We start from the raw sequence: 24,225 nt of genomic DNA on the forward strand, positions 1-24,225 counted from the left end.
ATTCGAGAGTGCAACAGGTCATGGATGGCCCTATGCCAGCCTTGGACCCGGGCGAAACGGAAAAATTCCCTGAAACCTCAGGCCCGCACGAAAGGATTTTCGCGCATCTCGTCGCCAAGGCGGGTATCCGGGCCATGGCCAGTTACCACCACTGCCTCTTCATCCAGGCAATACAGCCGCGACTTGATGGAGCGAACGATAGCTCGCTGATCGCCACCCCACAAATCGGTACGGCCGATGCCGCGGCGGAACAGGGTGTCGCCGGCGATCAACAGCTTGGCATCGGCGAACCAGAAGCTCATCGAGCCAGGCGTGTGCCCAGGGGTATGCAAGGCCACACCGCAACCGCAGGCCAGCGCCTCGTCATCGCCCAGCCAACGGTCCGGCGACGGCACCGGCGTATAGGGCACCCCGAACATCTGGCATTGCATCTCGAGGTTGTCCCACAAAGGCTGGTCGTCCTTGTGCAGGTGCAAGGTCGCGCCGGTCAGTTCCTTGAGCTTGCCCGAGGCGAGGAAGTGATCGAAATGGGCGTGGGTGTGGATGATGCTCACCAGCGTCAGACCATGGGCCTGAAGGCGCGCCAGGATTTTCTCTGGGTCACCGCCTGGGTCGACGACGATGGCCTTCTTGCTGATCGGGTCGCCGATCAGGGTGCAGTTGCATTGCAAGGGGCCTACGGGGAAGGTTTCGCGGATGAGGGTGGTGTCTGGAGGATTCATGGAGGCAGAGGTCTTGGAAGGTCTAGTGGTCGAAAAGTGTCTGGACACGTGCCAAGGCGTCTTCGATGACCACCCCGGGCGCCGACTCGATACGCTTGGCGTTCCTGGCTTCGAGGTCGACGGCACGTAGCTGGTTACACAGGATGACGCCTTGTGTTTGCGTGCCGGCGCCACTCAGCGTCACGGCAAAACCTGCATGCCGCGCGAAATCACCGCCTTGGGTGATAGGCACTATCACAGCCAGGCCGGAAGCATTGTACGCGGCAGGTGTCAGGACCAGCGCAGGTCGGGAATTGCCTTGCTGTTCCCGTCCCAGTGTCGGGTCAAGGCACACCCGAACGATATCACCTCTGGCGAACCTGCCCCGCCTCATACTTCACGACCTGCCGGGCGCATCGCGTTCCAGCCCTCCAGTTCCTTTGGCTCGGGGGCATCGAGATCGCATTGGGCGATAAGCTCCTCAAGCGTGTACTTGGGCTTGGCCCTCACTGGCTTGAGTACCATCGACTCACCTGCTGTATCGAGGCTCAATACGGAACCGACGCCCAGCTGCATCTGTTTGAGGACCGCTGCTGGCAACCGAATCGCTGCACTGTTGCCCCACTGCTGAATCTTGACTTCCATAAGTATCTCCAAAGGTAGATACATAGTAGAAACCCTCAGAATGAATGCAAGTGAAATGTAGAAACACCGTATCTACATTGTCATTCGGCAAGCCGTTGAAAAAGCCCTCAATGTACGAACCAGACATCTCCTACCGTACATCGAGAAAAACGGCGCAGGGTAAAGCCCACAGCAAGGCCTGCTCAGCCTGGGTCAAGGCAGATACAACCGGAACAACCCACCCCCTAGTGCCCCGCCGTTGGCAATCTCGATGCGCCCGTGCACACCGTTGCGTTCGTGCAGGGCCGCGATACGCGCGGCGAAATACAGGCCAAGGCCTGTGCTGCCGGTACGTGAATCGATGCCCTGGAGGTAGTCCTGCTGGCGTTCGAGCATGCGCTCTGGATAGCCCGGGCCGTCGTCGTTGACGCTGATGACCAGTTGCTCGCCCTGCTCTTCGATACTGATCAGCAAGGCATGTCCGGCGTGTCGGATGGCATTGGTGAGGACATTGGCCACCACCGAGGCGACCAGTTCGCGGTCGAAGAAACCCAGCGGGTTGTCGGTGTCGATGCGCCACGTGGCGAGGATATCGCGATGCCTGAGTACCTCCTGCTGCGCCGCGAGCTGGGCCTCGATGAAATCGTCCAGCTCATGATAGTCGGGGCAGATCGGCAACTGGTTGATGCCCAGCTTGTACAGGCCCAGCAGTTGCACCAGCATGCCGTTCAAATGACGAAACTCGTGCTCTATCACGCCTTGTTCGCTGCCGCCGTGCAGCACCTCAGGCAGACGCGCCAACCACTGGTCGTGGGCCTGGATCAAGGCCGACAGCGAATTCTTCATGTCGTGCACGGTGGAGGCGATCACCGTGGAGAAGTCCAGCCCCTTTTCGTCTCGATTCATGCGCCGAAGATCCGGATGTGCAGTTTGCGGTAGCGATCGTAGCGGCTGTCGCTGGCCGGAATGCCGGCAACGCTTTGCAGGCAGTTGCGGCATTCCTGCATGATCGCCGGCGTGGGGCTCTCGCCACCTACACGCAGCAGCGCCTGGGCGGTGTTGAGGGCGATGCTGATGTTCTTCGGCTGCAACGACAGGGCCCGACGGAACATGTCCAGGGCCTCGCTGAGCTGGCCGGCCTGGTAGCTGCGTACACCCTGGCGGTTGAGGTCGACCGCCTCGGTGACCGCCCCGAGCACTGTCGGATCGTCCGTGATCTGGGCAACGCTCTGCATGACCTTCGGATCGTCGCCATAGGTTTCCACACAGCCCTTCAGGATGCTGGTACCCGCGGCTTGCTGGCCGAGCGCCTGCAACTGCCTGGCCACACTCAAGGCGGCCTCGACCGAGAAGAACTGGTCCATTTTCTCCAGCCGCTGCAGGGCCTGCTCGGTGAGCTTGCCGGCGGTTTCGGGGTCGCCGGCCTGCTGCAGGCTGGCGGCTTTCATCAGACGGGCGCGTACTTGCAGGCCCTGGTCCTCGACGTGCTCCTTGGCGACATCGCTGAGCACGCTGTTGATTTCGACGCGGGTACGCGCGTCCAGGCCATTGCCGACGTTCTTGCTCATCAGCGCCTGGACCAGGCCCAGGTTACTCTCCGGGTCCTTGTAGCGCGAACTCTGCCCTTGGTTGACCGCATGGCGATAGGCCTTGGAGGCGCTTTCGAAATCTTCGTTGTCCAGGGCCAGCTTGCCCAATGCCGCCTGCCGGCGCACGGCCAGGGGCGACAGGCGCACCGCCTCCTCGAGCATGTGCTGGGCGCGCTTGGTCTCGCCCTGGGCCACCAACACCTCGGCCAGGCCGTCGTACAGGCTGGGCATGATCGGGAAGGCCTTGAGCGCTTGCTCGAAGACACCCTGGGCTTCGCCGTGCTGGCCGCGCTTGTGCAACAGGTTGCCCAGGGCGGCATAGACCCAAGGTTGCGGGCGGCTGGCCAGGATGGTCTTGAGGAACTTCTCCAGCTCCTCGACGCGGTTGAGGTCGCGCAGGGCATCGGCCCGATAGCGCAGGCACAGCGGTGCGAAGCGTGGGTCCTGCTTGCACAGCTCGGCGCAGGCCGCCAGCACCTCGGCCGGGCGACCGCGATCCAGGGCCTGGAGGATGGGCTTGAGCAACGTCTTGCGCTGCGCCAGCTTTTCCAGGCGCTGGGCCAGGCCCACACGGTTGAACGGCTTGGTCAGGTAGGCGTCCGGCTCATGCTCGAGGGCACTGAGCACGATCGCCTGACTGCTCTCGGCGGTGACCATGATGAACACGCATTCATGGCTGATCAGCTTGTCCAGCAACAGGTCTTCGAGCACCTGCTGGCCATTTTTCTTGCCGTCGCCGAGGTGAAAATCCTGGAGCACGAAGTCGTAGCGCTTCTGCGCGCACATGCGCAGGGCCTGTTCACCGCTGTCGGCGGTGTCCACATCGCGTGCGCCCAGCTCCCGGAGCATGGAGCGGGTCGAGGTACGAAAGTCGGTGAAGTCATCGACGATCAGAAAGCTTTTTTGCCCGTACTGCAGCATCAATACGACCTGTATTGGCAAGGGGTTGGAGAGTGGCACGCGACGATGCCGACATCGGGCCTGGCGGTGCCGACGCATGCCGCCCGCGATGGCGTCGGCACGGCTATCCAGTAACCCGAACAGCTTATCGGCAGCAACCGAGGAAAAATGAGGGCGCGATGACGCCGGCAGCGAGAGTGGTCAGGCAAGCAACCCGAGCGACTTGGCCTTGGCCACCGCCTGGGTGCGCCGCTCCACGCCGAGCTTGCTGTTGATGTGGCTGGCGTGAGTCTTGACGGTATGTAGGGAGATGAACAGCCGCTCGCTGATCTGCTGGTTCGAGCAGCCCTGGGCGATCAGTTCGAGCACCGCCAGTTCGCGACCGCTGAGCGCTTCGGTACTTTCGTTGGCCGCCACCGGGCGCGGCAGGCTCGCCAGCAGGTCGACCTGGACGAGGCAGGCCGGGCGCGCCGCCAGTTGCTCGCGCAGCCATACCGGGTGCGCCTCGAGCAACCGTTGGAAGGGCTGCAGCACCCCACCCCGCGCCGCCTCCAGCGCCTTGGGCAGCAGCGCTGCGGCCTGCGCCTCCTGGCCTTGGGCAAGCAACTGTGCCATCCAATGGCACAGCGCGCAGACCACCAGCATCAAGCCGCCGCTGCCCTCGCCACGGCTCACCAGCGCCTGCAGACGCTCGCTGGCCTCCTGCGCACGGCCCAGCACGCCGTCGAGCAGCGCCTGCTGCAATTCGATATGCAATGGCAACAGCGGGTGGAACTCCGGCGCCGCTGCCGGTTGTTCGCCGCCGTAGGTCTGGCCCAAGCGCAGAAGCCAGGATTCGGCGAGGTCCGTGCGCCGCTGGGCCAGCCACAGCTCGCACTTCACCAGGGTGATCATGGCCAGGTAGAAAATCGGCGGCACATCCCAGATATGCATCAGCCGCTCGGCCTCGGCCAGTTCGGCGAAAGCCTCGGCAAAACGCCCTTCGCGACCGTCGAGCGAGGCGATCACGCAGTGGCCGATCAGCACGCTGATGTCGCGACAGGCCCGTGCCTCGCTGAGCCCGGCGCGCAATCGGGCTCGACCCTGGGCAGGTTGCAGGCGGGTGACCAGCAGGTAGCCCTCATACAAGGTCAGCCTGGCCCGCACGGCATACAGGCGCTGGCCCGACAACCCCTGCAGGCGCTGCAGCCCCTGGCGGACTTCGTCCAAGGCACGCAGCACCTCGCCCCGGGCATGCAGGACCCGTGCGCGGTCATAGTGGGCCAAGGCCTCGAACAACGGGTTGCCGACCCGCTGCGCCAGCTCCAGGGCCTCACGGTTCCAGCCACGTGCGCGCCAGAAGTCACCGTCGGCGATCGCCAGGTTGGACAAGGTCGACAGGCACACCAGGCGCTGGCCGTAACGCTTGTACGGCAGGCTCTGCAGCGCTTCGCCGCAGTAGTCCAGGGTCCGCTGGCGATCCCCCCGACCCCGGGCGATCACACCGCTCAGCGCCAGCCACTGGGCCAGCATGGATTTTTGCGCAGTGGCCGAGGGAGCCGGCAGGAAGCGGCTGAGGTGAGCGGCCAGCTCCTCGGCCGCGTCCAGCTGGCAGGCCAGGCCCAGGGCCCAGCTGTACAGCACGATCAGCCGCGGCGTGCTGATCAGCAGGCTGTCGGGCAAGTCCATCTTCCAGCGCAGCAACATGCCGACATTCTGCTCGGCCAGCAGTTGTTCCTCGGAAAGGCTTTGCACCAGGTCGGCGGCCACGTCCAGGTGGCCGGCGCGCAGAGCCTGTTCGACCGCCTCGTCCAGCAGCCCGTGGGCCTGGAACCAGCGGCAGGCCCGTAGGTGCAGGGCAGCCAGCGGCTCGCTGGCCTGGCGGCTGCGCAACAGGTCGGAGAACAGATGATGGTACCGGAACCAGTGGCCATGTTCGTCCAGCGGCACCAGGAATACCTGGTGGGCCTGCAGGTAATGCAGGATGCCCATGCTGTCGTCGCGCTCGCGCAGCGCGTCGCACAACTCGGCGCAGAAACGCTCCTGGCAGGCGGTGTCGTAGAGGAAGGCCTGTACGTGCGCCGGCAGGATCTCGATGACCTCTTCGAGCAGGTAGTCGCGAATCAACCCTTCGCCACCGTGCAAGGCCTGTGGCAAGGCGTTGTCCTCGCCCGACTCGCTGGCCGCCAGTTGCCAGAAGCGCAGCCCGGCGACCCAACCGTCGCTGCGCTGGATCAGGTTGTCCAGGGCCTGGCCGCGCAAGCCAGTAGGTTGGCGGCCGATCACCGCCAGGGCTTCGTCGGGCGTCAGGCGCAGGTCCTGCTCGTTGAGCTCGACCAATTGGCGCGACAGGCGCAGCCGCGCCAGGTGCCAGTCAGGTCGTTGACGGCTGGTGACCAGCAGCATCAGCCCATTGGGCAGGTGGTTGAGGAAGAACTGCAGGCAGCGGTCAAGCACTGCGCCCTGGGCCAGGTGGTAGTCATCCAACACCAGCAACACGGGCGACTCAGGCCGCAGGTAGAGGGCCAGCTCATCGAGCAGACCGTCGAGCCACTCTTCGAAGGCGAACGGCTGGTGGCGCTGGCGCATCTTCAGCAGGCCCATGGCCTGGCCGCCGAGTGCCGGACAGAATTGCTGGAGCCCTTCGAGCAAACGTTCGAGGAAGCGCCCCGGGTCGGCGTCCCGCTGGCTCAGCCCGAGCCATAGGCTGCGCCAATGGGCCGGCAGGGCCTGGCAGAACTCGATGGCCAGGGAGCTCTTGCCGAAACCTGCCGGGGCATTGACCAGCAGCAGGCGCCCACTCAAGCCCGCGTGCAACCGCTGGCACAGGCGCGCCCTGGGGACGTGCCCATCCGGCAGCGGTGGCCGGAAGAAACGCCCGTCCAGCAGGCCCAGGGCCTGGCTGGCGAATCCATGCGTACGGGACAGGTCTGTCATGGCCGGCTCGTTCTGGGGTGGAGGACTATGGCAGTACGGATTGTTGCGAGACTAGCGGGTAACGCGGCGTATTTGAAGATGATGGGCGCGTCGGGCGAGGAAAAGACTACAACAAAAAGAAACAAGACCGATGGCGGAAATGGGCGGGTATTGGATGCGTGAATGGGCGTTAGGGTAGGTCTTGAGATGGGTGCTGCCGGTGCGATCGAGCGCCGCCCGCGCGGCGCATCGCGAGCTGCGCTCGCTCCTACGTTTGTTTACGGCCAGTAACGCCTGTGACAGGCGCGCGCGACCGCCTGGTTCGTACGACACGATATTGCGCCATACACCAAGGCGTCCGCGCGAAAATCCCCCAGGACTAATTGGCCCGAAACAAACGTAGGAGCGAGCGCAGCTCGCGATGCGCCGCGCGGGCGGCGCTGGATCTTACAGGCACCAAAGCGGCTACGGCGAACCGCGTGCATCACCAAAGGGCTGCGAAGCAGCCCCGTGGCTTCACACCCTGACGAACCTCAACGCACGCCATCCTGGCGCAGCGCCGCAGGCTGGAACTCGCTGCGGCTGGCACTGAAGCCGAAATCGTAGGCGCGCTTTTCCTCGTTCTTCATGCCCAGCGCCAGGTAGCGGCCCGATTGCAGGTCGTAGATGGCCTCCAGCGTGTACCACGGCACCTGGACGTTGTAATAGTCCTGGGCATGGGCCTCAGATACCCGCCACAGCTGGCCACGGCCGTCGTACTGGTCGATCACCGCGGCCTGCCAGGTGTCCTCGTCGATGTAGAAGTCACGCTTGGCATAGATGTGCCGCTGGCCCGGCTTCAAGGTCGCGACCACATGCCAGACGCGGCGAAGTTCATAGCGGGCCAGGTCCTGGTTGATGTGCCCAGGCTTGAGGATGTCCGCATACTTGAGCGTCGGCGAGTCGAGCTTGTAGGCGTTGGAGGCGATGTACATCTCCTTCTTGCCTTCGAGCTTCCAGTCGTAGCGGTCCGGCGCCCCGTTGTACATGTCCAGGTTGTCGGAAGTGCGCAGGCCGTCGGCCGCGGTCCCCGGGCCGTCGTAGGAAACCTGCGGGGCCTGGCGCACACGTCGCTGGCCGGCGTTGTAGATCCACGCCTTGCGCGGCTCCTTGACCTGGTCGAGGGTCTCGTGAACCAGCAGCACGGTGCCCGCCAGGCGCGCCGGGGCGGTGACCTTCTGCTTGAAGTAGAACAGGATGTTGCCCGGGTTGTTCGGGTCGTAGTCCTTCATCCGGTCACGGAAGACGAACTGGTCCTGGAAGTACACCAGGCTGTACGAGCCGTTCTGCTGTGGCGTGGCCTGGGTGACCAGGCGTGTGACGCTGCCGCCTCGGTAGCGGGTGATGTGGTTCCAGATCACCTCCAGGCCCGTCTTGGGAATCGGGAACGGCACCGCGGTGCGGAAGTCCTTCAGGCCGTTGCCGCCTTCGACCAGGGTGGTCTTGGTGGCGTTCTCCTTGATGGCGGCGAACACTTCATCGGGCACGGTGGCGCCGCGATGGGTCTTGTACACCGGGATCTTGTAGGTGTCCGGGTAGCGCTTGAACATCGCCAGCTGGCCGGGGGACAGCTTGCTCTTGTACTGGTCGACATTCTGCGCGGTGATGGTGTACAGCGGCTGCTCGCCCGCATACGGATCGGAGAGGAACCCCTTGGCATCGGCACTGCCCGCGGTCTTGGACAGCGGCTGCCAGGGGCCGATGGTGCCGTCGGCGTTGCCGGCCTTCTCCGCGCCCATCGGGGTCAGGGTCGTGCCCAGCTTGGCCGCCTCGTCGGCGGATACCGCAGCCATGACGCTGGTCGCCAGCAGGGACAGGCCCAGCACACCGGCTTGCAGCAGACTTCTGGTCTTGTTCATTGTCGTCGTCCTGGATCAGTGTTCTTAGAAGTTCACGCCAAAGCTGAGGGCGATGAAGTCACGGTCGTCCACGGTGGTGTACTTGCCGTCGAAGAAGTTGGTGTACGACAGGCTCGCCGTATAGGTGTTCTGGTACTCGGCATCCAGGCCCAGGCTGATCGCCTTGCGACCTTCCTCGAAGTTGGCGCCTGGGCCGGGCGAGTAGCCCGAGACGTCATGGGACCAGGCCACGTTGGGCTTGAGGTTGACCCCGGCGAAGACGTCGTTGTAGTCCCAGATGGCACGGGCGCGATAACCCCAGGAGGTGGTGGTGGCGTAGCCGTCGTTCTCGCACTTGCGGCTGAGGTTGGCGGTCGAGGTGTCCAGGCCCGAGTTGCCCAGGGTGCCGCCGTTGAGCAGCTCACAGGTATTGAACGGGCCCGTGGCCGGCAGCGGGCCGGGCCCATAGACCGGGTCGCGACCGTAGCGGGCCTTGGTCGAGCTTTCCAGGCCGCCGATATGGGTGACGCCGATTTCACCCACCACGGTGAGGCGGCTGGCGCCCATCACCTGGTCGAAGAAGTGCGTGAAGGTGGTCTGGAACTGGGTGATTTCCTTGCGCCGGTAGCCATGCAGGTCCTGGCCCGGGGTGCCGGTGAGCACCGAGGCGTTGCTGTACGGTGGCACCCCGATCGGGCCCACGCCGGCGAACAGGATATCGGTGGTGTTCAGCTGCACCGGAGCGTTGGGCCGGTAGCTCAGTTCGCCACTCCAGGCCGTACCGGTCGGCAGCGTGGTCGAGAAGCTCAGGCCGTACAGGCGGATGTCTTCGGGGTATTCGATGAAGTATTCCGAGTTGCCGGCGACGATCAGCGGCGCAAGGCCGGCAAATGGGCCGTTCAGCAAGGCGCGCGCGCGGTCGTAGGTCGCCTGGGATGCACCGCTGGCACTGAAGATCGGCGCGCGGCTGTGGTAGTTCATGAAGTAGGCGCCGAACTCGGTATCCAGCGGTTCGAACATGTAGCGGAACGCGACACCGAACTGGCCGCTGTCACGGGCGTCGCGGTCAGCGCCACGGCGCACCAGCACGCCTTCTTCGTTGATGTCCACGCCCTGGCTGTTGAGGAACGGCACCGCGGTGGGGATCGCCCGGCTGCTGGCCAGTACGCGCAGGTTGTCGGTGCAGCCGTCGGCCACGATGTCCGGCTGGGAGAAGAAGGTGCCGCAGTTGTCGACGACGGTCTGGTCCCACTCGATCTGATAGAAGGCTTCGGCCGACAGGTTGTCGGTCAGGCTCTGGGACACATAGAACATGTTGACCGGAATCAGGCCTTCCTTGATTTCCGCGCCTGGGCGGCGAAACGCCGCCACGTCGATCGGGTTGACCGCGTTGATGCCGCCGCCGATGAAGGTGCTTTCACCCCAGCTGATCACCTGCTTGCCCAGCCGCACCGAGCCTGGTTGATCGCCGATGGCGTAGTTGTGGTAGACGAACGCGTCGAGCAGCTCGGCGCCGGACGACTTGGCGCCTTCCTTGCGGTTGGAGTCGCTGATGTCCTTGAACTCGCGGTGTTCGTCCTTGAGTTCGAAGTCGTACCAGTACTTGCCCCGTACGAACACACCGGTGTCGCCGTACTTGAGCTCCAGGTCATGGATACCCTTGAAGATCTTCGAGAAGGTCTCGCCCTTCTTGAAGTTCAGGTGGCCATCGTCGGAGGTCTGGGACAGGCCCTTGCCGCCGTTGTTGGCACCGATCAGGTTCTTGTTCGGGTTGGCCGTGGACCAGCTGGCACCGATGGAGAGCGACGAATCGAACTGGCCTTCGATTTCACCGATGTTGAAACTGACACCAAACGCGGGACTTGCGAGCGTGGAAGCGAGGCTGACGGCCAGGGGCAGCTTGGCCCGGCGCCAGAACAGGTTTGCAGATGTCATCGACGCTACTCCATGTACTTTATTGTTATGGCAGTGGGTCCTTCCAGAAACGGCCCGGGCGACCGGTGTGCAGGCTTTCGCCCACGGCGCTGCGACTTGCACGCAGCACCTTCCCCATTCCTGAAAATCCCCTGGCCCCGACTATAGCCAGCAGGCACAGGTGCTTGATCCCTCTAAAGTGTGATTTGAATGCACCTGTTGCGGCAGCGACCTGCAAGCCACGGCAAGCATGGCGCAATTCCTGCGTTTTACAAGCCGCCAGCCGCTCTGCAATGCGGGTCACATGGCAACGCACGCGGCCGGCACGCCTGTCAGAGAGTCGACAGGAAGGTGCTGTTGCTGGCCTGCCACTGGAGGATGTCCTGGCGGATGCGCTTCTTGTCGAGCTTGCCGACGCTGGTCTTGGGAACTTCGGTAACAACGGCGATCTGGCTGGGGATCGCCCACTTGTTGATATGGCCCTGCTCGACGAACGGCTTGAGGTGCTCCTTGAGCGCCTTGGCATCGATCGCCTGGCCTTCACGCAGTACCAGCAAGGCGAAAGGCCGCTCGCCCCATTGCGGGTCGGCGATGCCCACCACCGCCACCTCGCGGACCGCCGGGTGCCGGCTGATCAGGTCTTCCAAGTCCAGCGAAGAAACCCATTCGCCGCCGGTCTTGATCACATCCTTGATGCGGTCACGGATATCGATGTAGCCCATGCCATCGAGGGTGGCGACATCGCCGGTGTGCAGCCAGCCCCCGGCCCAGAGCGCCTCGCTCTTCTGCGCTTCCTTGAAATAGCCCATGGTCAGCCACGGGGCACGCAACACCAGCTCCCCCTGGGTTTCCCCGTCGGCGGGCAGGAAGTTGCCCTCGCCGTCGACGATGGCTGCCTCCACCAGCGGGACCGGCACGCCGGCCTTGATCCGGTACGAGATACGCTCATCCTCGCTGCCGGCTTGCAGTTCATCGTTCAGGTGCGCGCAGGAGATCAGCGGGCAGGTTTCGGACATGCCGTATGCCGCAGTGAGCTGGATACCGCGGGCCAGGGCCGCCTCGTACAGCGCACGGTTCAGGGCGCTGCCGCCGATGATGATCTTCCAGCCGCCGAAGTGTTCGCCCTGGCCGGCTGGGCAGTTGAGCAGCATCTGCAGGATGGTCGGCACACAGTGGGAGAAGGTGACCTTTTCCTCGCGCCACAGCTTGAGCAGCATGTCCGGCTCGTAGCGCCCCGGGTAGACCTGCTTGAGGCCGAGCATGGTGGCGGCGTAGGGAATGCCCCAGGCATGCACGTGGAACATCGGCGTGATGGGCATGTACACGTCATTGCTGCCCAGCAGGCGCACGCTGTCGATGCTGCCGGTCACCGAGGCTTCGGCCAGGGTGTGCAGCACCAGTTGGCGGTGAGTGAAGTACACGCCCTTGGGGTTGCCTGTGGTGCCGGTGGTGTAGAAGGTGGTGGCCACCGAATGCTCGTCGAAATCGGGGAAGTCGTAGTGCGGGCTGGCAGCGGCCAGCAGCTGCTCGTACTCGCCGACCAAGTTGGGCAGGTCGGCGTGCTTGTCGGGGCCATCGGTCAGCAGCAGGGTCTTGTCCACGGTGGCCAGCTGGCCGGCAATGGCCTGGTAGAGCCCGACGAAGTCGCTGTTGACCAGCACGAAGCGGTCCTCGGCGTGGTTCATGGTGTAGAGGATCTGCTCCGGTGACAGGCGCACGTTGATGGTATGCACCACCGCGCCGATCATCGGGATGGCGAACATGCATTCGAGGTAGCGATGGCTGTCCCAGTCCATCACCGCCACGGTGTCACCGGCCTTGACCCCGGCCTCGGTCAACACGTTGGCCAGGCGCGCGATGCGCTCGACCAGCTGGGGGTAGGTCAGGCGCAACTGGTCGCGATAGACGATCTCGCGGGTCTTTTCGTAGCGCCCGCCCGACATCAGCAGGCGCTTGATCAGCAAGGGGAAGGTATAAGCGCCCTCGGCGGGCTGGATGATACGCGTCTGCAACATGGGTATCCCTTTTCTGCAATGCGGGCCGGAGAAGTCTGGCCGTTACTGTAGAACGGTGACGCATCGGTCAAATCAGCCGAAGGAATGATTTGCCGGGCGCAAGGTATGAGTGGCCGGGTGCCGTGCGCTTGACACATCGCCCGGCCGCCGTCAGGTTGATGAACCCTGTGGGAGATAGCCCAAGGGGCATGCGAAACCAGAACCTACCAGCCCCGGAGCCTGCCATGCCCAGCCCGCGCCGCGCCGTATTCCTTGACCACCAGTCCCTGGACCTCGGCGATCTCGACCTCTCGCCCCTGCATGCGCAGTTCGACGAGCTTCAACTGTATCCCTCGACCCGCCCGGACCAGGTCGCCGAACGCCTGCAGGGCGCCACCGCGGTGATCAGCAACAAGGTGATGATCGATGCCGCAGCGATGGAAGCCAACCCGCAGCTGCAATTGATCCTGGTCGCCGCCACCGGCACCAACAACGTCGACCTGGCCACCGCGCGCCTGCGTGGCGTCACGGTGTGCAATTGCCAAGGCTATGGCACGCCGTCGGTGGCCCAGCACACCCTGGCCCTGCTGCTGGCACTGGCCACACGCCTGTGCGACTACCGCCAGGCCGTCACCGACGGGCGCTGGGCCGCGGCCAGCCAGTTCTGTTTGCTGGACTTTCCCATCGTCGAGCTACAAGGCAAGACCCTCGGCCTGCTCGGCCATGGCGAACTGGGCGGCGCGGTGGCACGCCTGGCCGAGGCCTTCGGCATGCGTGTGCTCAGCGGGCAAATTCCCGGCCGCCCAGCCCGCGCCGAACGCGTGCCGCTGGACACGCTGCTGCCCCAGGTCGATGCGCTGACCCTGCACTGCCCGCTCAACGATCACACCCGCCACATGATCGGCGCCCGCGAATTGGCGCTGCTCAAGCCCGGCGCCCTGGTGGTCAACACCGCCCGCGGCGGGCTGATCGACGAGCAGGCCCTGGCCGATGCCCTGCGCAGCGGCCACCTGGGCGGCGCTGCCACCGACGTGCTGAGCGTCGAGCCGCCGGTCAACGGCAACCCACTGCTGCAGGCGGATGTACCGCGCCTGATCGTCACGCCCCACAGTGCCTGGGGCGCGGTGGAATCGCGCCAGCGCATCGTCGGCCAGTTGAGCGAGAACGCCGAGGCATTCTTCGCCGGCCAACCACGGCGTGTGATCGGCTGAAGCCAGGGCCTCTGGTACACTGCGCCACTTTTTCAGGAGACGCCGTCCATGGACCCGCGCAGTGAAGTGTTGCTTCGCCAGGCCGAACTGTTCCAAGGCCCGTTGCTGCTTGCCGGGCTCCCCGCCGATGACCTGCTCGGCCAATTGCCGGGCGCCCACGGTTGGTCCTGGCATGCCGGCGACCAAGCGCTGCTCGACAGCCGTTTCGCCGGCCGCAGCCATTATGGCGTCGAGGTGCCGGACGTCGCGTTCGAGGCCGCCGTGCTGTTCCTGCCCAAGTCCCGCGAGCTGGCCGCCTATCTGCTCAATGCCCTGGCCTCGCGCCTGGCCGGCCGCGAGCTGTACCTGGTAGGCGAGAAGCGCGGCGGCATTGAAGGTGCGGCCAAGCAGCTGCAGGCTTTCGGCAAGCCGCGCAAGCTCGACAGCGCCCGGCATTGCCAGCTGTGGCAGGTGACCGTGGACAACGCGCCGCAGGCCAAACCGCTGGAAAGCCTGGCCGAGCGCTTCGAGTTGCCGCTCGCCGACGGCCCGCTGCAGGTAGTCAGCCTGCCCGGCGTGTTCAGCCATGGCCGGTTGGACCGCGGCACCGCCCTGCTGCTGCAGCACCTGGACAACCTGCCGGTCGGCCACGTGCTGGACTTCGGCTGCGGCGCCGGGGTGCTGGGCGCAACGGTCAAACGCCGTTACCCACAGAGCCAGGTCACCCTGCTCGACGTGGACGCTTTCGCAGTGGCCAGCAGTCGCCTGACCTTGGCGGCCAATGGCCTGGACGCTGAGGTGATCAGCGGCGATGGCATCGATGCCGCGCCTGCCGGGCTGGCCCTGATCCTGAGCAACCCGCCGTTCCATACCGGGGTACACACCAATTACCAGGCATCAGAAAACTTGCTGAAAAAATCAGGCGAGCACCTGCAAAAAGGCGGTGAAATGCGCCTTGTCGCCAACAGCTTCCTGCGCTACCAGCCACTGATCGAAGGGGCCCTGGGCAACTGCCGGACCTGCGCCGAGGCAGAGGGTTTTCGTATCTACCAGGCAACACGCGGTTAAAAACAGGGCTTGCCGAAAGCCGCTCGGCTAGGCAGAATCCGCACCGTCCTAGGGGAGTAGTCTCCCGCGAGCGCCCTGCTCGCCCGGCACGCGTCAACACACTTGGCCCACAGGCCATGGCGCGTGCGACCCAAGCTCCATAGAGAGCGATCCGCACTGTCGGATCACGGGTTTGACAAGACCTATGACACGCACACCTTACCCGGGGCGGGGAGGTCGTACGTGTCATAGCCGTGTCGGCCCGCCCCCGTAGGAATCCTGATGCTGGAATCGTTGCTCGTCCCCACCGCCATCGTTGCCCTCGCCGAGATCGGCGACAAGACGCAATTGCTCGCACTCATCCTCGCCGCCCGTTTCCGCAAGCCTTGGCCAATCATCGCCGGCATCATCGCCGCCACCCTGGCCAACCATGCCGCCGCCGGTGCCGTAGGCGCCTGGGTCAGCAGTTTCTTCAGCGACACGGTGCTGCACTGGATCCTTGCCGCAAGCTTCGCCGCCACGGCCCTGTGGACCCTGGTCCCGGACAAGATGGACGACGACGAGAACAGCGCCGCACGCCGCTTCGGCCCGTTCGTCACGACCTTGATCGCGTTTTTCCTGGCCGAGATCGGCGACAAGACCCAAGTGGCCACGGTCATGCTGGCAGCCCAGTACCCTCACCTGATCATGGTCATCATCGGCACCACCCTGGGCATGCTGATCGCCAACGTGCCGGTGGTATTGGCAGGTAATTTCGCGGCGGAGAAACTGCCACTGACCCTGATTCGTCGCCTGGCAGCGACGGCGTTCTTCGTACTGGCCATCGTCGCGGTGTATTCGGCGATGAAGGCCAGCGGTTGGGTGGGTTGAAGCCATACGGGGGCTGCTGGCAGCCCCATCGCGGGGCAAGCCCGCTCCTACAGAATCCTGCGCAACCCTGTGGGAGCGGGCTTGTCCCGCGATAGGCCCCTTTGTTTACTTCCGGGCCGCCTCATACAGCGGCATCACCTTCGGAATGGCCGCCTGCAGCGAGGCGATCCGAGTGCTCGATGCCGGGTGAGTGCTCATGAACTCCGGCGGGGCACCGTTCGAAGCCTGGTTCATCTTGTTCCACAAGGTGATCGCGGCATTCGGGTCGTAGCCGGCGCGAGCCGCCAGCTCGAGGCCGATCAGGTCAGCCTCGTTCTCGTTGGAACGGCTGTTGGGTAGGGTCATGGCGTAGTTCACCACGGTATCGGCCAGGGCCATGCCACCCTGACCCAGGCCGAACAGGGCACCGGCGCCCTGGCGGGCCATTTCCACACCATAGGCCTTGGACATCGCCTCGCGGCCATGCTCACGCAGGGCGTGGGCGATTTCGTGGCCCAGCACTGCAGCGATCTCGGCGTCGGTGAGCTTGAGCTGGTCCATCAGGCCGGTATAGAAGATGATTTTGCCGCCGGGGCCGCAGTTGGCGTTGAGCTCGTCGCTCTTGATCAGGTTGACCTCCCAGTTCCATTGCGCGGCATCGGGCCGGAACTTCGGCGCCTGGGCGATCAGCCGGTCGGCGATGGCCTGGATGCGCTTGGCCTTGGCGCTGGTCTTGTCCAGTTCGCCCTTGGTCGACGCCTCGCTGAGGGTCTGCTGGTAGGACTGGGCATACATCTGGTTGACCTGGTCGGTCGAGAGCATGCTGAACATGTACTGCTGACGGTCGACGCCCACGGCGCCACCGCTGGTGGTATTCACCGCCTGGCAACCGGCCAGCAGGATACTGGTGCCCAGCAGGCTGGCAACGAATGATCTACGCATGGAAACACTCCCTTTCTACATGCCGCGTATCCTAGGCCGAGTCGCCTGGCGTCGCCAGAGCCGCAGGGAAGATTTATCCGCGCCCCCTCATGCTTTGGTATTACCCCGCCGATAACCCGGGATAACGACCCTCCTGAGTGCGCGGTGCCCCATGAAGTTCAAGTCGATCCAGTTTTCCGTGGCAGCCCTAGCCGGCGCCATCGTGTTGAGCATTGTCGCGGCCCTGGTGCTGTACGCCGTGTATGCCGGCGAACGCACCCAGGCGCTGGTGCAGGAGCGCACCCGCCAGCAGTTCGAGAACGTGATCGAGCAGCGCCTGGCCGCCCTCGCCCGCACCCAGGTCAGCGAGATCCAGCGCGGCCTCGAAGCGCCCCTTCTGATCGCCCGAAGCCTGGCCACCAGCAACGCAATGATCGGCATGCAAGGCGCAGACGGCCAGCCGCTGATGCGCATCGACCGCGAGCACTTGGCCAACCAGCTCAAGCGCACCGTGGAGGTCAACCCGACGGTGCTCGGCGCCTACCTGGGCTGGGAGCCCAACGCGCTGGACCACGACGATGCGCGCTATGTCGGCAGCGACCTGGTGGGCGTCGACGGCGCCACCGGCCGCTTCCTGCCCTGGTGGTTCCGCAATGGTGACGGCAGCCTCGGCCAGGACAAGCTGATCGATGTCGACGACCACACGGTGCTGGCCACCGGCGTGCGTGCCAGTGAGTACTACCTGTGCCCGAAGGAGTCGAAAAAGGCGTGCGTGATCGATCCGGCGCCGTACAAGGTCGGCGACAAGACCGTCATGCTCGCCTCCTTCGTCGAACCGATCCTGGTCAACGGCCAGTTCCAGGGCATCGCCGGTGCCGATCTGTCGGTTGACTTCATCCAGGACCTGCTCAATGCCGCCGACCAGCAGCTGTACGGCGGCGCCGGAGAACTGGCCCTGGTATCGAGCAATGGCCGCCTGGTGGCCTACACCCGCGACGCGTCCAAGTTCGGCGAAAAGGCCGATGACGTACTGGACGCCGAACAGGCCGGTACGCTGAAGAACCTGAGCGGCGACGACCTGCACTACGAAATCGACGAGGCCAAGGACCGCATCGAGCTGTACCTGCCGTTCCGGGTCGCCAACACGGCTGCACGCTGGTCCCTGCTGCTGGAGCTGCCGCTGAGCACCGTCATGGCGGACGTGCACAAACTGCAGCAGGACCTGGCCGAGCAACGCCGTACCGATATCACCGGCATGACCCTGGTAGGCCTGGGCATCGCCGCCGTCGGCCTGCTGGTGATCGGGTTGCTGGCCCACGGCATCGCCCGCCCGCTGCGCCAGATGGTCGCCATGCTCGATGACATCGCCCAGGGCGAAGGCGACCTGACCCGTCGCCTGCACAGCGACCGCGCCGACGAACTGGGCGCCATCGCCAAAGGCTTCAACACCTTCCTGGCCAAGCTGCAGGCGATGATCAGCCAGGTGGTCGGCTCGGTGCAGAAAGTCAGCGATTCGTCGGAGCACACCGCCGACATCGCCATCCGCACCAACCAGGGCGTGCACAAGCAAATGGCCGAGATCGACCAAGTGGCCACCGCTGTGCAGGAAATGACCGCCACTGCACAAGACGTGGCACGCAACGCCACCCATGCCGCCCAGGCCGCGAACAACGCCGATCAGGCTGCCAACCAAGGCCTGCTGATCGTGCGCGACACGTCCCACTCGATCAGCGCGCTGGCCACCGAAATCGGCCGCGCGGTCACCGTGGTGCAGACCCTGGCCCGCGACAGCGAGAACATCAATGCGATCCTGGTGGCGATCCGCGCCATTGCCGAGCAGACCAACCTGCTGGCGCTCAACGCCGCCATCGAAGCCGCCCGAGCCGGCGAGCAGGGTCGAGGTTTCGCGGTGGTCGCCGACGAGGTGCGCAACCTGGCGCAGAAGACCCAGCAGGCCACCGAGGAAATCCAGCAGATGATCCAGCAGCTGCAACAGGGAACCCGCGAAGTGGTCCGGGTGATGGAAGACAGCCAGGACAAGACCGACGACAGCGTGCAGCAGGCCAGCCGCGCCGCCGAAGCACTGGAAAGCATTACCCAGGCGGTGTCGGTGATCAACGACATGAACACCCAGATCGCCAGCGCTGCCGAGCAGCAAAGCGCAGTGGCTGAGGACATCAACCGCAACGTCATCAATATCGGCCAGGTAGCCGGTGAAGTGGCCGGCGGTGCGGACGAGTCCAGCCAGGCCAGTGCCGAACTGACCAAGCTAGCCGAGCAGCAGCGACGGTTGATCAATCAGTTCCGCGTCTGAAGGGCCGGGCCCAATCGCGGGGCAAGCCGGACCGCCGAGCCCACAGGGATTTCGCAAGTCTTGAGAGCGGCGCAATCTCGGTGGGGCGACAGCCTGCGATGGGCTGCAAAGCAGCCCTAAGCCCTTGAACGCTGGAGCCCCTTCAGACTCAAGGGGCCGCTTTGCGGCCCATCGCAGGCTCCGCCAGCTCTCCTAGAACAACGCATGACCATTTGATTCGCGGCACCCTGTGGGAGCGGCGGTGCGGCGGTCCGACTTGTCCCGCGATTAGGCCGGGCCCGATATCACCGTCGCCTGGCAAGTGCTTCGCCCTTGATCGCGGGACAAGCCCGCTCCCACAGGTACAGCACCGTTTTTGAAATCGGCGCTGTACCTGCAGCGCAATATCATCGGACTCGTGTCTGGCGGGCTGGGCGTGCATCGTCGTATCGCCACCTTCACAGCCTAGGAAAACACAGAGTTATCAGCCCTTCTGAAAAACCGCACAGTCAAGGCTGTACCAAACAAGCCAAGGACACAGCATGACTGTTCAACCCGCCGCGACTTCCGCGCTTCCCGAAATCGCCTATTTCCAGATATTCCGGGTCTATCACACCGCAGCGCAGCCCAACGCAACGCATTATCTGTTCGGCAACAGCCGCCAGCGAATCGCGCTCACGATCGAAGTACTGGCCCGGGATGCCCAAGGCCGAAAAGTCGACCTTACCCCCAAGCACCTGGCGGCCCTACGGCTCGTTGAAGTGGACCAATACGGCACCCCGATAGGCCGCCCGCTTCCCCATGAAGTCGACCCCGAAACATTGACCAGTTGGAGCACGTATGCTGGCCCGAGCGAATATGTATACGATGAGCGCCTGGTAAAGAAACTCGCAAAAGGCCTTGTCCAAGACGACCGACGAGCGCCCGAAGCGGCTGGCCATGACGCCCTGGCGATGGAAACGGACCGCGCGCAAATCTGGGTGGCCACGAGCATAAGCGCTACAAAGACGTTCGCTGCCACACTCGGGGATTTCGTCTCGTCTGAGCAGGATATCCATGCACAGTGGATACGCCTGGCGGCCGTCAAGGTGGACACTGCCAAGGTCGAGTTCAAGCATGAGGAAGTACGCGCTTACGGCGGCATTTCTTCTCATGATGCGCGTGGCTACAATAACTACATACAGGCCCGCACCTCAGACAACGAAAAAATCAAGCTCAAATACATCTCCATGCCCGGTATCTGGTGGGACAGGGGCGAGGAAAACCTGGCCGAATATTCGTTCTGTGTCTCGGGACATGCGGGCCAGACCCGGATAAATTCAGAGGGATTGCCGCCTTATCTAAACCCTCCTGACAATGTAGGCATGAACTTTCAGCCGCTTGACATGATGAGGCCCCAAGAAGTGGTCAACCCGCGAGAGGACGAAGTGGTGGTCATCATGTTTCTGGACCCATCGCACTGGCGGTTCCATTGGGACGATTTCGCGCATGCGAGCGATAAACTTTGGCGACACGGCGATATCACAGACGAACAGGGCAACGTTTATCGGATCTTGTTCTCATATGCCTCCTCGAGACGGGACTTGGTCATTCAAAAGCGCTAGAACCCCCCAATATTCCCCACCTTGCCCCCTCAGGCCGGCGTCAGGCACTGCGGCCCATCGAGCTTCGGATCGTTGACGAAATGTGCCAGCGCCCGCTCGCGCAACGTCGCTGGCCGGCTGGCCAACAGCTCATGCAAGCGTGCCAACGGCGTGTCCGGATCGAGCCAGGCCGCCTGCCCTGCCTCGTCGAGGATCAACGGCCGGCGCTGGCTCATCGCCGCCTGGGTGACCACGGCGCAGCTCAGCCATACTTGGCCCTGCACCGGATACTCTTCCCACACCCCGGCGAAGAACAATGATGCCCCCTCCCCCGGTGTGAGCCAGTATGGGCGCTTGCGCACGGTGCCGCGCCATTCGTAGAAGCCGTTGGCCGGCAGCAGGCAGCGTCGCTGGCGAAAGGCGTCGCGAAACATCGGCTGCTCGGCCAGGGTTTCGGCGCGGGCCTGGGCCGGGGTGCGGGAAAGGTCGGTGAGCCACGCCGGGGTCAGGCCCCAGCGGGCCCTGGCCAGCTCCAGCCGACCATGGAGCTGGCGCTGGATCAGCACCGAAGCGCCCGGGGCAATGTTCCATTGCGCCTGCTGGTCGGCAGGGTAGCCCGGCAAGGCGGCAAAGGCCGGGGACCAGCGAAACAGGGCGTAGCGTCCACACATGGCGATAAAAACTCAGCAGATCAGGGTTCCGGGAAAACTCTCCGGTTCGTCGCCGGCAAGTGGCAGGGCCGCATTGTACGCATCGATCAGCTGCCGTGCGTACCCGGCCTGTTCATCAGGCACCGCCAGGCCCAGCAATCCCTGCATCGGCAATTCACCCACGCCGCCGACCAGGTCGCGCCCCACTAGGTGCACCTCGACGCCCTCGCTGGCGAGCATGCCCACCAGCAACTGCGCCTCCATCAGGCTTTCCGGTTCGTAGATCCGTTTCATCAAGCGTCATCCTCGCGTCGTGCTTCGAGCATCCATTCGTCACCATGCACCTGCAGGATGAACACGATGGGCTGGCAACAGACCTGGCAGTCTTCGGTATAGACCTGGTCGCCACCGGAAATGTCCACGGTGGTCTCCACCGTTTCGCCGCAATAGGGACAACGATAGAAGTCGATCTCCAGCATCGCGGCCTCCGCGCTGACTTATGCGTATAATTGCCGGTCTGTTTACAGGGCCTGCGTGTGTCCGAGCCGTTTTTCGGGCCCCACCCCTACTTATTACCCTAGCCGTTTCCAACAAGAGAGCATGATGGGCGAATTCGATGCCATCCGACCGTACGACGACGCTGAGGTGCCTGCTGTCCTGGCACGCCTGCTCAGCGACCCGGCATTCCTGGATATCCTCACCCACTTCCGCTTCCCACGGGCGGCCGGCGCCTTCGGCTGGCTGCTCAAGCCGCTGATCGCCCGTCGCCTGCGCAAGGAGTTCGCCGGCGTCAAATGCGTCTCGACCCTGCAGGACAAAGTCGAGTACTACGTCGACCAGACCATCGAGCGGGCCACGGACGGCGTGACCTATTCCGGCGTCGAACAGCTCAAGTCGGGCACCGCCTACCTGTTCCTGGCCAACCACCGGGACATCGTCATGGACCCGGCCTTCGTCAACTACGCGGTGTACCACGCCGGCTTGCCGACGCCACGCATCGCCATTGGCGACAACCTGCTGCAAAAGCCCTTCGTCAGCGACATGATGCGCCTGAACAAAAGCTTCATCGTGCATCGCTCGCTGAGCGGTCGCCGGGAGAAGCTGGCCGCCTACCAGCTGCTGTCGGCCTACATCAACCACTCGATCCGCAACGATTGCGTGTCGATCTGGATCGCCCAGGCCGAAGGGCGGGCCAAGGATGGCGACGACCGTACCGATTCGGCGATCCTCAAGATGTTCCACATGAGCCGCAAGGACGAGCCGTTCGGCGCAGTGATCCAGGGCCTGAACCTGATCCCGGTGTCGATCAGCTACGAGTACGACCCGTGCGACCTGGCCAAGGCTCGGGAGCTGTACATCCGCGCCACCACCGGCACCTACAAGAAGGCGCCCGGCGAAGACGACAACAGCATCGCCCAGGGCATCACCGGGTACAAAGGCCGGGTCCACATCAATTTCGCGCCCCCGGTGACCGAGTATTACGAGGACACCAAGCAGCTGGCACAAGAAATCGACCGGCAGATTCTCGGCGGCTATCGCCTGTTCCCGGTGCATTACCTGGCGTATGAGACGTGGAGCGAGGCAGACCCGGCCTTGCAGGTGCCGAGTGCGCAGAAGCTGTTTCCAGCCGAGGAGTTGGCCAAGGCCAAGGAGGAATGGCAGCGCCGCCTGGACGCCTGCCCGACCGAGCAGCAGCCGTACCTGGTACAGCAGTACGCGACGCCGGTGCGCAACCAGTATCAGGTCAAGGCGCAAAGCCCGGTCGCCTGACAGGCTTGCTGTGGGTGCGGGCTCGCCCGCCCCACAGGGTCATCAGGTGTTCAGATCCAGGTGCTGAACCAGGACAGCAGCAGCGCCATGGCCAGGCAGGAAAAACCGAGGATGTAGTAATAGCGCGGCACGCGCTGACCGAAGGCATCGACCGCCACCTCGTCACTCACCACGCGCTCGCGCACCACCGCCTCTCGCCGCCGGGCACTGTGCAGCAACATGCCGCCCGGGCAGGTGATCAGCAGGGCAAGCAGGTTGATCAACTTGGCTGGATGGGCGGCCAGGAATCCCCAGAGCACTTGCAAGGACATCGCAACAACCTCGGTAAAGACAAAGAACGACAGCGAAGGCCGGCATTCTACCCAAGCCCGCCTCTGACGCCCGGGTTTTGCGACCAGCTGTCGTTAATTTCGTCTGTCACACGCTCGTCATGAGAAGACGCCACTCTGTCGGCCTTTTCCTACAACGGAGCTAGACATGCTGCACGCCGAAAACCAGGACCGCCTCTATCTCGTCACCCAGAGCGATGAACAGCAGGCGCTGATCGACGGCTTCGCCATCAACGTCCAGGATCACCAGTGGTTGGTCTACTGCGCGCTGGGCGGCCATGCCCACCACGACCTGCCGGAAGTCGACCCGGGCACAGGCCTGAGCGTGATCGATTTCCACATCGCCGCAGCCTGACGCCACATCTGCAGGAGCGGCCTTGCGCCGCCCCGACAATCGCCAGCCAAGCCGCACAAAAAAGCCCGCCGCCGGATGACCGGGCAGCGGGCTTTTTATCAACGCGTAACGCTTATTCGCCCAGCACCTGACCGATGGTCGGGTCTTTGAACAGGCGGGTCAGGGCATCGCTGAGCACGTCACCCACCAGCTTGGTGTTGGTTTCCTGGTTCGGCGCCATGCCGAAGCGTTGGTCCAGCGAGGCGCCGTAGCGGCCGCTGTAGCGGCGGTTGGCGTTGGACACGTCGGCACGGAAGGTGGCGCCAATGGTGGCTTCGGTCACGTACAGGTTGTCCTTGGGCGACTGGTACTTGAGCTCGGCCAGGGTCACGGTCAGCTGCGGCGCGTTGTAGGCGTTGGGCGTCGGGGTGAAGCCGAGCAGGCGCACCGCCGCCTCGGCCTGGGCCTGCAGCTTGGGCACGATGTCATTGCCACTGACGCTGATGGTGCTGGTTTCAGGGTACATGCCACCGCGGGTGCCCAGGGACTGCGAAGCACGCCCGTCGACCACCTTGACCACCACCGGCTGGCCACGACCGACCGGGTTGAGCTGGGCGGTGAGCTTGGGTTGCGGGCTGAGTTGTTGCGGGCTGTGGGCACAACCGACCAGGCTCAGGCTGGCCACCGCGATCAAACCGAACAACAGTCGTTGCAACATGCGCGTTTCTCCAGAAAATGCGGCAAAGGCCCACAGTATACCCAGTC

22 protein-coding genes, 1 pseudogene and 1 riboswitch are annotated in these 24,225 nt (G+C 64.2%); of the genes and pseudogenes, 8 read left to right on the forward strand and 15 right to left on the reverse strand.

Annotated elements, in window-relative coordinates; translation table 11 throughout:
* Positions 1-77 precede the first annotated feature (77 nt).
* The 9 genes from ACXHGZ_RS17670 to ACXHGZ_RS17710 form a co-directional block, all read right to left on the reverse strand.
* Positions 78-722, reverse strand: a complete 645-nt coding sequence (locus ACXHGZ_RS17670) for an MBL fold metallo-hydrolase (protein ID WP_084858552.1) — start codon at positions 720-722, stop codon at positions 78-80.
* A gap of 22 nt (positions 723-744) precedes the next feature.
* Positions 745-1,095, reverse strand: coding sequence for a type II toxin-antitoxin system ChpB family toxin (locus ACXHGZ_RS17675; protein WP_084858553.1), 351 nt, complete (start codon positions 1,093-1,095; stop codon positions 745-747).
* Positions 1,092-1,370: an AbrB/MazE/SpoVT family DNA-binding domain-containing protein gene (locus ACXHGZ_RS17680; protein WP_480460731.1), complete on the reverse strand. Its 279-nt coding sequence runs from the start codon at positions 1,368-1,370 to the stop codon at positions 1,092-1,094. Before ACXHGZ_RS17680 ends, ACXHGZ_RS17675 begins: the two co-directional genes overlap by 4 nt.
* A gap of 168 nt (positions 1,371-1,538) precedes the next feature.
* Positions 1,539-2,231, reverse strand: coding sequence for a sensor histidine kinase (locus tag ACXHGZ_RS17685; protein ID WP_480460733.1), 693 nt, complete (start codon positions 2,229-2,231; stop codon positions 1,539-1,541).
* Positions 2,228-3,835, reverse strand: a complete 1,608-nt coding sequence (locus tag ACXHGZ_RS17690; protein ID WP_480460734.1) for a tetratricopeptide repeat protein — start codon at positions 3,833-3,835, stop codon at positions 2,228-2,230. The genes ACXHGZ_RS17685 and ACXHGZ_RS17690 overlap by 4 nt, the downstream gene beginning before the upstream one ends.
* 180 nt (positions 3,836-4,015) lie before the next feature.
* A complete protein-coding gene (locus ACXHGZ_RS17695) occupies positions 4,016-6,730 on the reverse strand; it encodes a winged helix-turn-helix domain-containing protein (RefSeq protein ID WP_480460735.1) in 2,715 nt (904 codons plus the stop codon).
* Between the two features lie 512 nt (positions 6,731-7,242).
* A complete protein-coding gene (locus ACXHGZ_RS17700) occupies positions 7,243-8,607 on the reverse strand; it encodes a DUF1329 domain-containing protein (RefSeq protein WP_084858558.1) in 1,365 nt (454 codons plus the stop codon).
* Positions 8,608-8,631: 24 nt separating this feature from the next.
* Positions 8,632-10,521 (reverse strand): DUF1302 domain-containing protein, encoded by a 1,890-nt coding sequence (locus ACXHGZ_RS17705; RefSeq protein WP_480460736.1) that lies wholly within the window; start codon positions 10,519-10,521, stop codon positions 8,632-8,634.
* Between the two features lie 311 nt (positions 10,522-10,832).
* Complete coding sequence (locus ACXHGZ_RS17710; RefSeq protein ID WP_368829209.1) at positions 10,833-12,515, reverse strand: fatty acid--CoA ligase; 1,683 nt, start codon at positions 12,513-12,515, stop codon at positions 10,833-10,835.
* Between the two features lie 224 nt (positions 12,516-12,739).
* On the opposite strand from ACXHGZ_RS17710, the gene ACXHGZ_RS17715 reads away from it, so the two are divergent.
* From ACXHGZ_RS17715 to ACXHGZ_RS17725, 3 genes are all read left to right on the forward strand, one after another.
* Positions 12,740-13,705: a 2-hydroxyacid dehydrogenase gene (locus tag ACXHGZ_RS17715; protein ID WP_480460738.1), complete on the forward strand. Its 966-nt coding sequence runs from the start codon at positions 12,740-12,742 to the stop codon at positions 13,703-13,705.
* Positions 13,706-13,753: 48 nt separating this feature from the next.
* Positions 13,754-14,752, forward strand: coding sequence for a methyltransferase (locus ACXHGZ_RS17720; protein ID WP_480460739.1), 999 nt, complete (start codon positions 13,754-13,756; stop codon positions 14,750-14,752).
* 39 nt (positions 14,753-14,791) lie between these two features.
* A riboswitch (yybP-ykoY riboswitch) is annotated at positions 14,792-14,926 on the forward strand.
* Between the two features lie 90 nt (positions 14,927-15,016).
* A complete protein-coding gene (locus ACXHGZ_RS17725) occupies positions 15,017-15,601 on the forward strand; it encodes a TMEM165/GDT1 family protein (RefSeq protein WP_172403059.1) in 585 nt (194 codons plus the stop codon).
* Positions 15,602-15,706: 105 nt separating this feature from the next.
* Here the strand turns inward: ACXHGZ_RS17725 and ACXHGZ_RS17730 are convergent, their stop codons facing one another.
* Positions 15,707-16,522, reverse strand: coding sequence for a M48 family metallopeptidase (locus ACXHGZ_RS17730; protein ID WP_480460740.1), 816 nt, complete (start codon positions 16,520-16,522; stop codon positions 15,707-15,709).
* A gap of 1,330 nt (positions 16,523-17,852) precedes the next feature.
* On the opposite strand from ACXHGZ_RS17730, the pseudogene ACXHGZ_RS17735 reads away from it, so the two are divergent.
* The 3 genes and pseudogenes from ACXHGZ_RS17735 to ACXHGZ_RS17745 form a co-directional block, all read left to right on the forward strand.
* Positions 17,853-17,912, forward strand: a pseudogene (locus tag ACXHGZ_RS17735) (hypothetical protein); the annotation flags it as partial.
* 198 nt (positions 17,913-18,110) lie between these two features.
* Complete coding sequence (locus ACXHGZ_RS17740) at positions 18,111-18,815, forward strand: methyl-accepting chemotaxis protein (RefSeq protein ID WP_480464089.1); 705 nt, start codon at positions 18,111-18,113, stop codon at positions 18,813-18,815.
* Positions 18,816-19,336: 521 nt separating this feature from the next.
* Positions 19,337-20,398 carry a hypothetical protein gene (locus ACXHGZ_RS17745; RefSeq protein ID WP_480460742.1) on the forward strand — a complete coding sequence of 354 codons (1,062 nt, stop codon included), beginning with the start codon at positions 19,337-19,339 and terminating at the stop codon, positions 20,396-20,398.
* Between the two features lie 29 nt (positions 20,399-20,427).
* Here ACXHGZ_RS17745 and ACXHGZ_RS17750 read toward each other — a convergent pair whose 3' ends face one another.
* The 3 genes from ACXHGZ_RS17750 to ACXHGZ_RS17760 are packed head-to-tail and all read right to left on the reverse strand — an operon-like array spanning position 20,428 to position 21,506.
* Entirely contained in the window at positions 20,428-21,048 is a 621-nt protein-coding gene (locus ACXHGZ_RS17750; protein ID WP_084858567.1) for an SOS response-associated peptidase, read from the reverse strand.
* Between the two features lie 12 nt (positions 21,049-21,060).
* Positions 21,061-21,321, reverse strand: a complete 261-nt coding sequence (locus ACXHGZ_RS17755) for a putative signal transducing protein (RefSeq protein ID WP_084858568.1) — start codon at positions 21,319-21,321, stop codon at positions 21,061-21,063.
* Positions 21,321-21,506 (reverse strand): CPXCG motif-containing cysteine-rich protein, encoded by a 186-nt coding sequence (locus tag ACXHGZ_RS17760; RefSeq protein WP_084858569.1) that lies wholly within the window; start codon positions 21,504-21,506, stop codon positions 21,321-21,323. The genes ACXHGZ_RS17755 and ACXHGZ_RS17760 overlap by 1 nt, the downstream gene beginning before the upstream one ends.
* A 121-nt stretch (positions 21,507-21,627) precedes the next feature.
* Here ACXHGZ_RS17760 and ACXHGZ_RS17765 point away from each other — a divergent pair, with 121 nt between their 5' ends.
* On the forward strand, positions 21,628-22,797 hold the full coding sequence (locus ACXHGZ_RS17765) for a 1-acyl-sn-glycerol-3-phosphate acyltransferase (protein ID WP_480460745.1): 1,170 nt from the start codon (positions 21,628-21,630) through the stop codon (positions 22,795-22,797).
* Between the two features lie 50 nt (positions 22,798-22,847).
* Here ACXHGZ_RS17765 and ACXHGZ_RS17770 read toward each other — a convergent pair whose 3' ends face one another.
* Positions 22,848-23,108, reverse strand: coding sequence for a hypothetical protein (locus ACXHGZ_RS17770; RefSeq protein WP_084858571.1), 261 nt, complete (start codon positions 23,106-23,108; stop codon positions 22,848-22,850).
* Positions 23,109-23,274: 166 nt separating this feature from the next.
* On the opposite strand from ACXHGZ_RS17770, the gene ACXHGZ_RS17775 reads away from it, so the two are divergent.
* The gene (locus ACXHGZ_RS17775) at positions 23,275-23,481 is read left to right on the forward strand and encodes a hypothetical protein (protein ID WP_480460747.1); all 207 of its coding nucleotides are present in this window, start codon (positions 23,275-23,277) and stop codon (positions 23,479-23,481) included.
* Positions 23,482-23,593: 112 nt separating this feature from the next.
* Here ACXHGZ_RS17775 and ACXHGZ_RS17780 read toward each other — a convergent pair whose 3' ends face one another.
* Positions 23,594-24,178 carry a YajG family lipoprotein gene (locus ACXHGZ_RS17780; protein WP_084858573.1) on the reverse strand — a complete coding sequence of 195 codons (585 nt, stop codon included), beginning with the start codon at positions 24,176-24,178 and terminating at the stop codon, positions 23,594-23,596.
* Positions 24,179-24,225 lie beyond the last annotated feature (47 nt).

The organism is Pseudomonas shiyinii (genome assembly GCF_056725765.1).

What these genes read in the sequence shown, in the direction of transcription:
- ACXHGZ_RS17710 (WP_368829209.1), bottom strand. Translation starts at nt 12,515, where the DNA reads ATGTTGCAGACGCGTATCATCCAGCCCGCCGAGGGCGCTTATACCTTC.
- ACXHGZ_RS17760 (WP_084858569.1), bottom strand. Translation starts at nt 21,506, where the DNA reads ATGCTGGAGATCGACTTCTATCGTTGTCCCTATTGCGGCGAAACGGTG.
- ACXHGZ_RS17780 (WP_084858573.1), bottom strand. Translation starts at nt 24,178, where the DNA reads ATGTTGCAACGACTGTTGTTCGGTTTGATCGCGGTGGCCAGCCTGAGC.
- ACXHGZ_RS17740 (WP_480464089.1), top strand. Translation starts at nt 18,111, where the DNA reads ATGACCGCCACTGCACAAGACGTGGCACGCAACGCCACCCATGCCGCC.
- ACXHGZ_RS17730 (WP_480460740.1), bottom strand. Translation starts at nt 16,522, where the DNA reads ATGCGTAGATCATTCGTTGCCAGCCTGCTGGGCACCAGTATCCTGCTG.
- ACXHGZ_RS17755 (WP_084858568.1), bottom strand. Translation starts at nt 21,321, where the DNA reads ATGAAACGGATCTACGAACCGGAAAGCCTGATGGAGGCGCAGTTGCTG.
- ACXHGZ_RS17675 (WP_084858553.1), bottom strand. Translation starts at nt 1,095, where the DNA reads ATGAGGCGGGGCAGGTTCGCCAGAGGTGATATCGTTCGGGTGTGCCTT.
- ACXHGZ_RS17715 (WP_480460738.1), top strand. Translation starts at nt 12,740, where the DNA reads ATGCCCAGCCCGCGCCGCGCCGTATTCCTTGACCACCAGTCCCTGGAC.
- ACXHGZ_RS17690 (WP_480460734.1), bottom strand. Translation starts at nt 3,835, where the DNA reads ATGCTGCAGTACGGGCAAAAAAGCTTTCTGATCGTCGATGACTTCACC.
- ACXHGZ_RS17680 (WP_480460731.1), bottom strand. Translation starts at nt 1,370, where the DNA reads ATGTATCTACCTTTGGAGATACTTATGGAAGTCAAGATTCAGCAGTGG.
- ACXHGZ_RS17695 (WP_480460735.1), bottom strand. Translation starts at nt 6,730, where the DNA reads ATGACAGACCTGTCCCGTACGCATGGATTCGCCAGCCAGGCCCTGGGC.
- ACXHGZ_RS17705 (WP_480460736.1), bottom strand. Translation starts at nt 10,521, where the DNA reads ATGACATCTGCAAACCTGTTCTGGCGCCGGGCCAAGCTGCCCCTGGCC.
- ACXHGZ_RS17685 (WP_480460733.1), bottom strand. Translation starts at nt 2,231, where the DNA reads ATGAATCGAGACGAAAAGGGGCTGGACTTCTCCACGGTGATCGCCTCC.
- ACXHGZ_RS17745 (WP_480460742.1), top strand. Translation starts at nt 19,337, where the DNA reads ATGACTGTTCAACCCGCCGCGACTTCCGCGCTTCCCGAAATCGCCTAT.
- ACXHGZ_RS17765 (WP_480460745.1), top strand. Translation starts at nt 21,628, where the DNA reads ATGATGGGCGAATTCGATGCCATCCGACCGTACGACGACGCTGAGGTG.
- ACXHGZ_RS17720 (WP_480460739.1), top strand. Translation starts at nt 13,754, where the DNA reads ATGGACCCGCGCAGTGAAGTGTTGCTTCGCCAGGCCGAACTGTTCCAA.
- ACXHGZ_RS17670 (WP_084858552.1), bottom strand. Translation starts at nt 722, where the DNA reads ATGAATCCTCCAGACACCACCCTCATCCGCGAAACCTTCCCCGTAGGC.
- ACXHGZ_RS17750 (WP_084858567.1), bottom strand. Translation starts at nt 21,048, where the DNA reads ATGTGTGGACGCTACGCCCTGTTTCGCTGGTCCCCGGCCTTTGCCGCC.
- ACXHGZ_RS17700 (WP_084858558.1), bottom strand. Translation starts at nt 8,607, where the DNA reads ATGAACAAGACCAGAAGTCTGCTGCAAGCCGGTGTGCTGGGCCTGTCC.
- ACXHGZ_RS17770 (WP_084858571.1), bottom strand. Translation starts at nt 23,108, where the DNA reads ATGTCCTTGCAAGTGCTCTGGGGATTCCTGGCCGCCCATCCAGCCAAG.
- ACXHGZ_RS17775 (WP_480460747.1), top strand. Translation starts at nt 23,275, where the DNA reads ATGCTGCACGCCGAAAACCAGGACCGCCTCTATCTCGTCACCCAGAGC.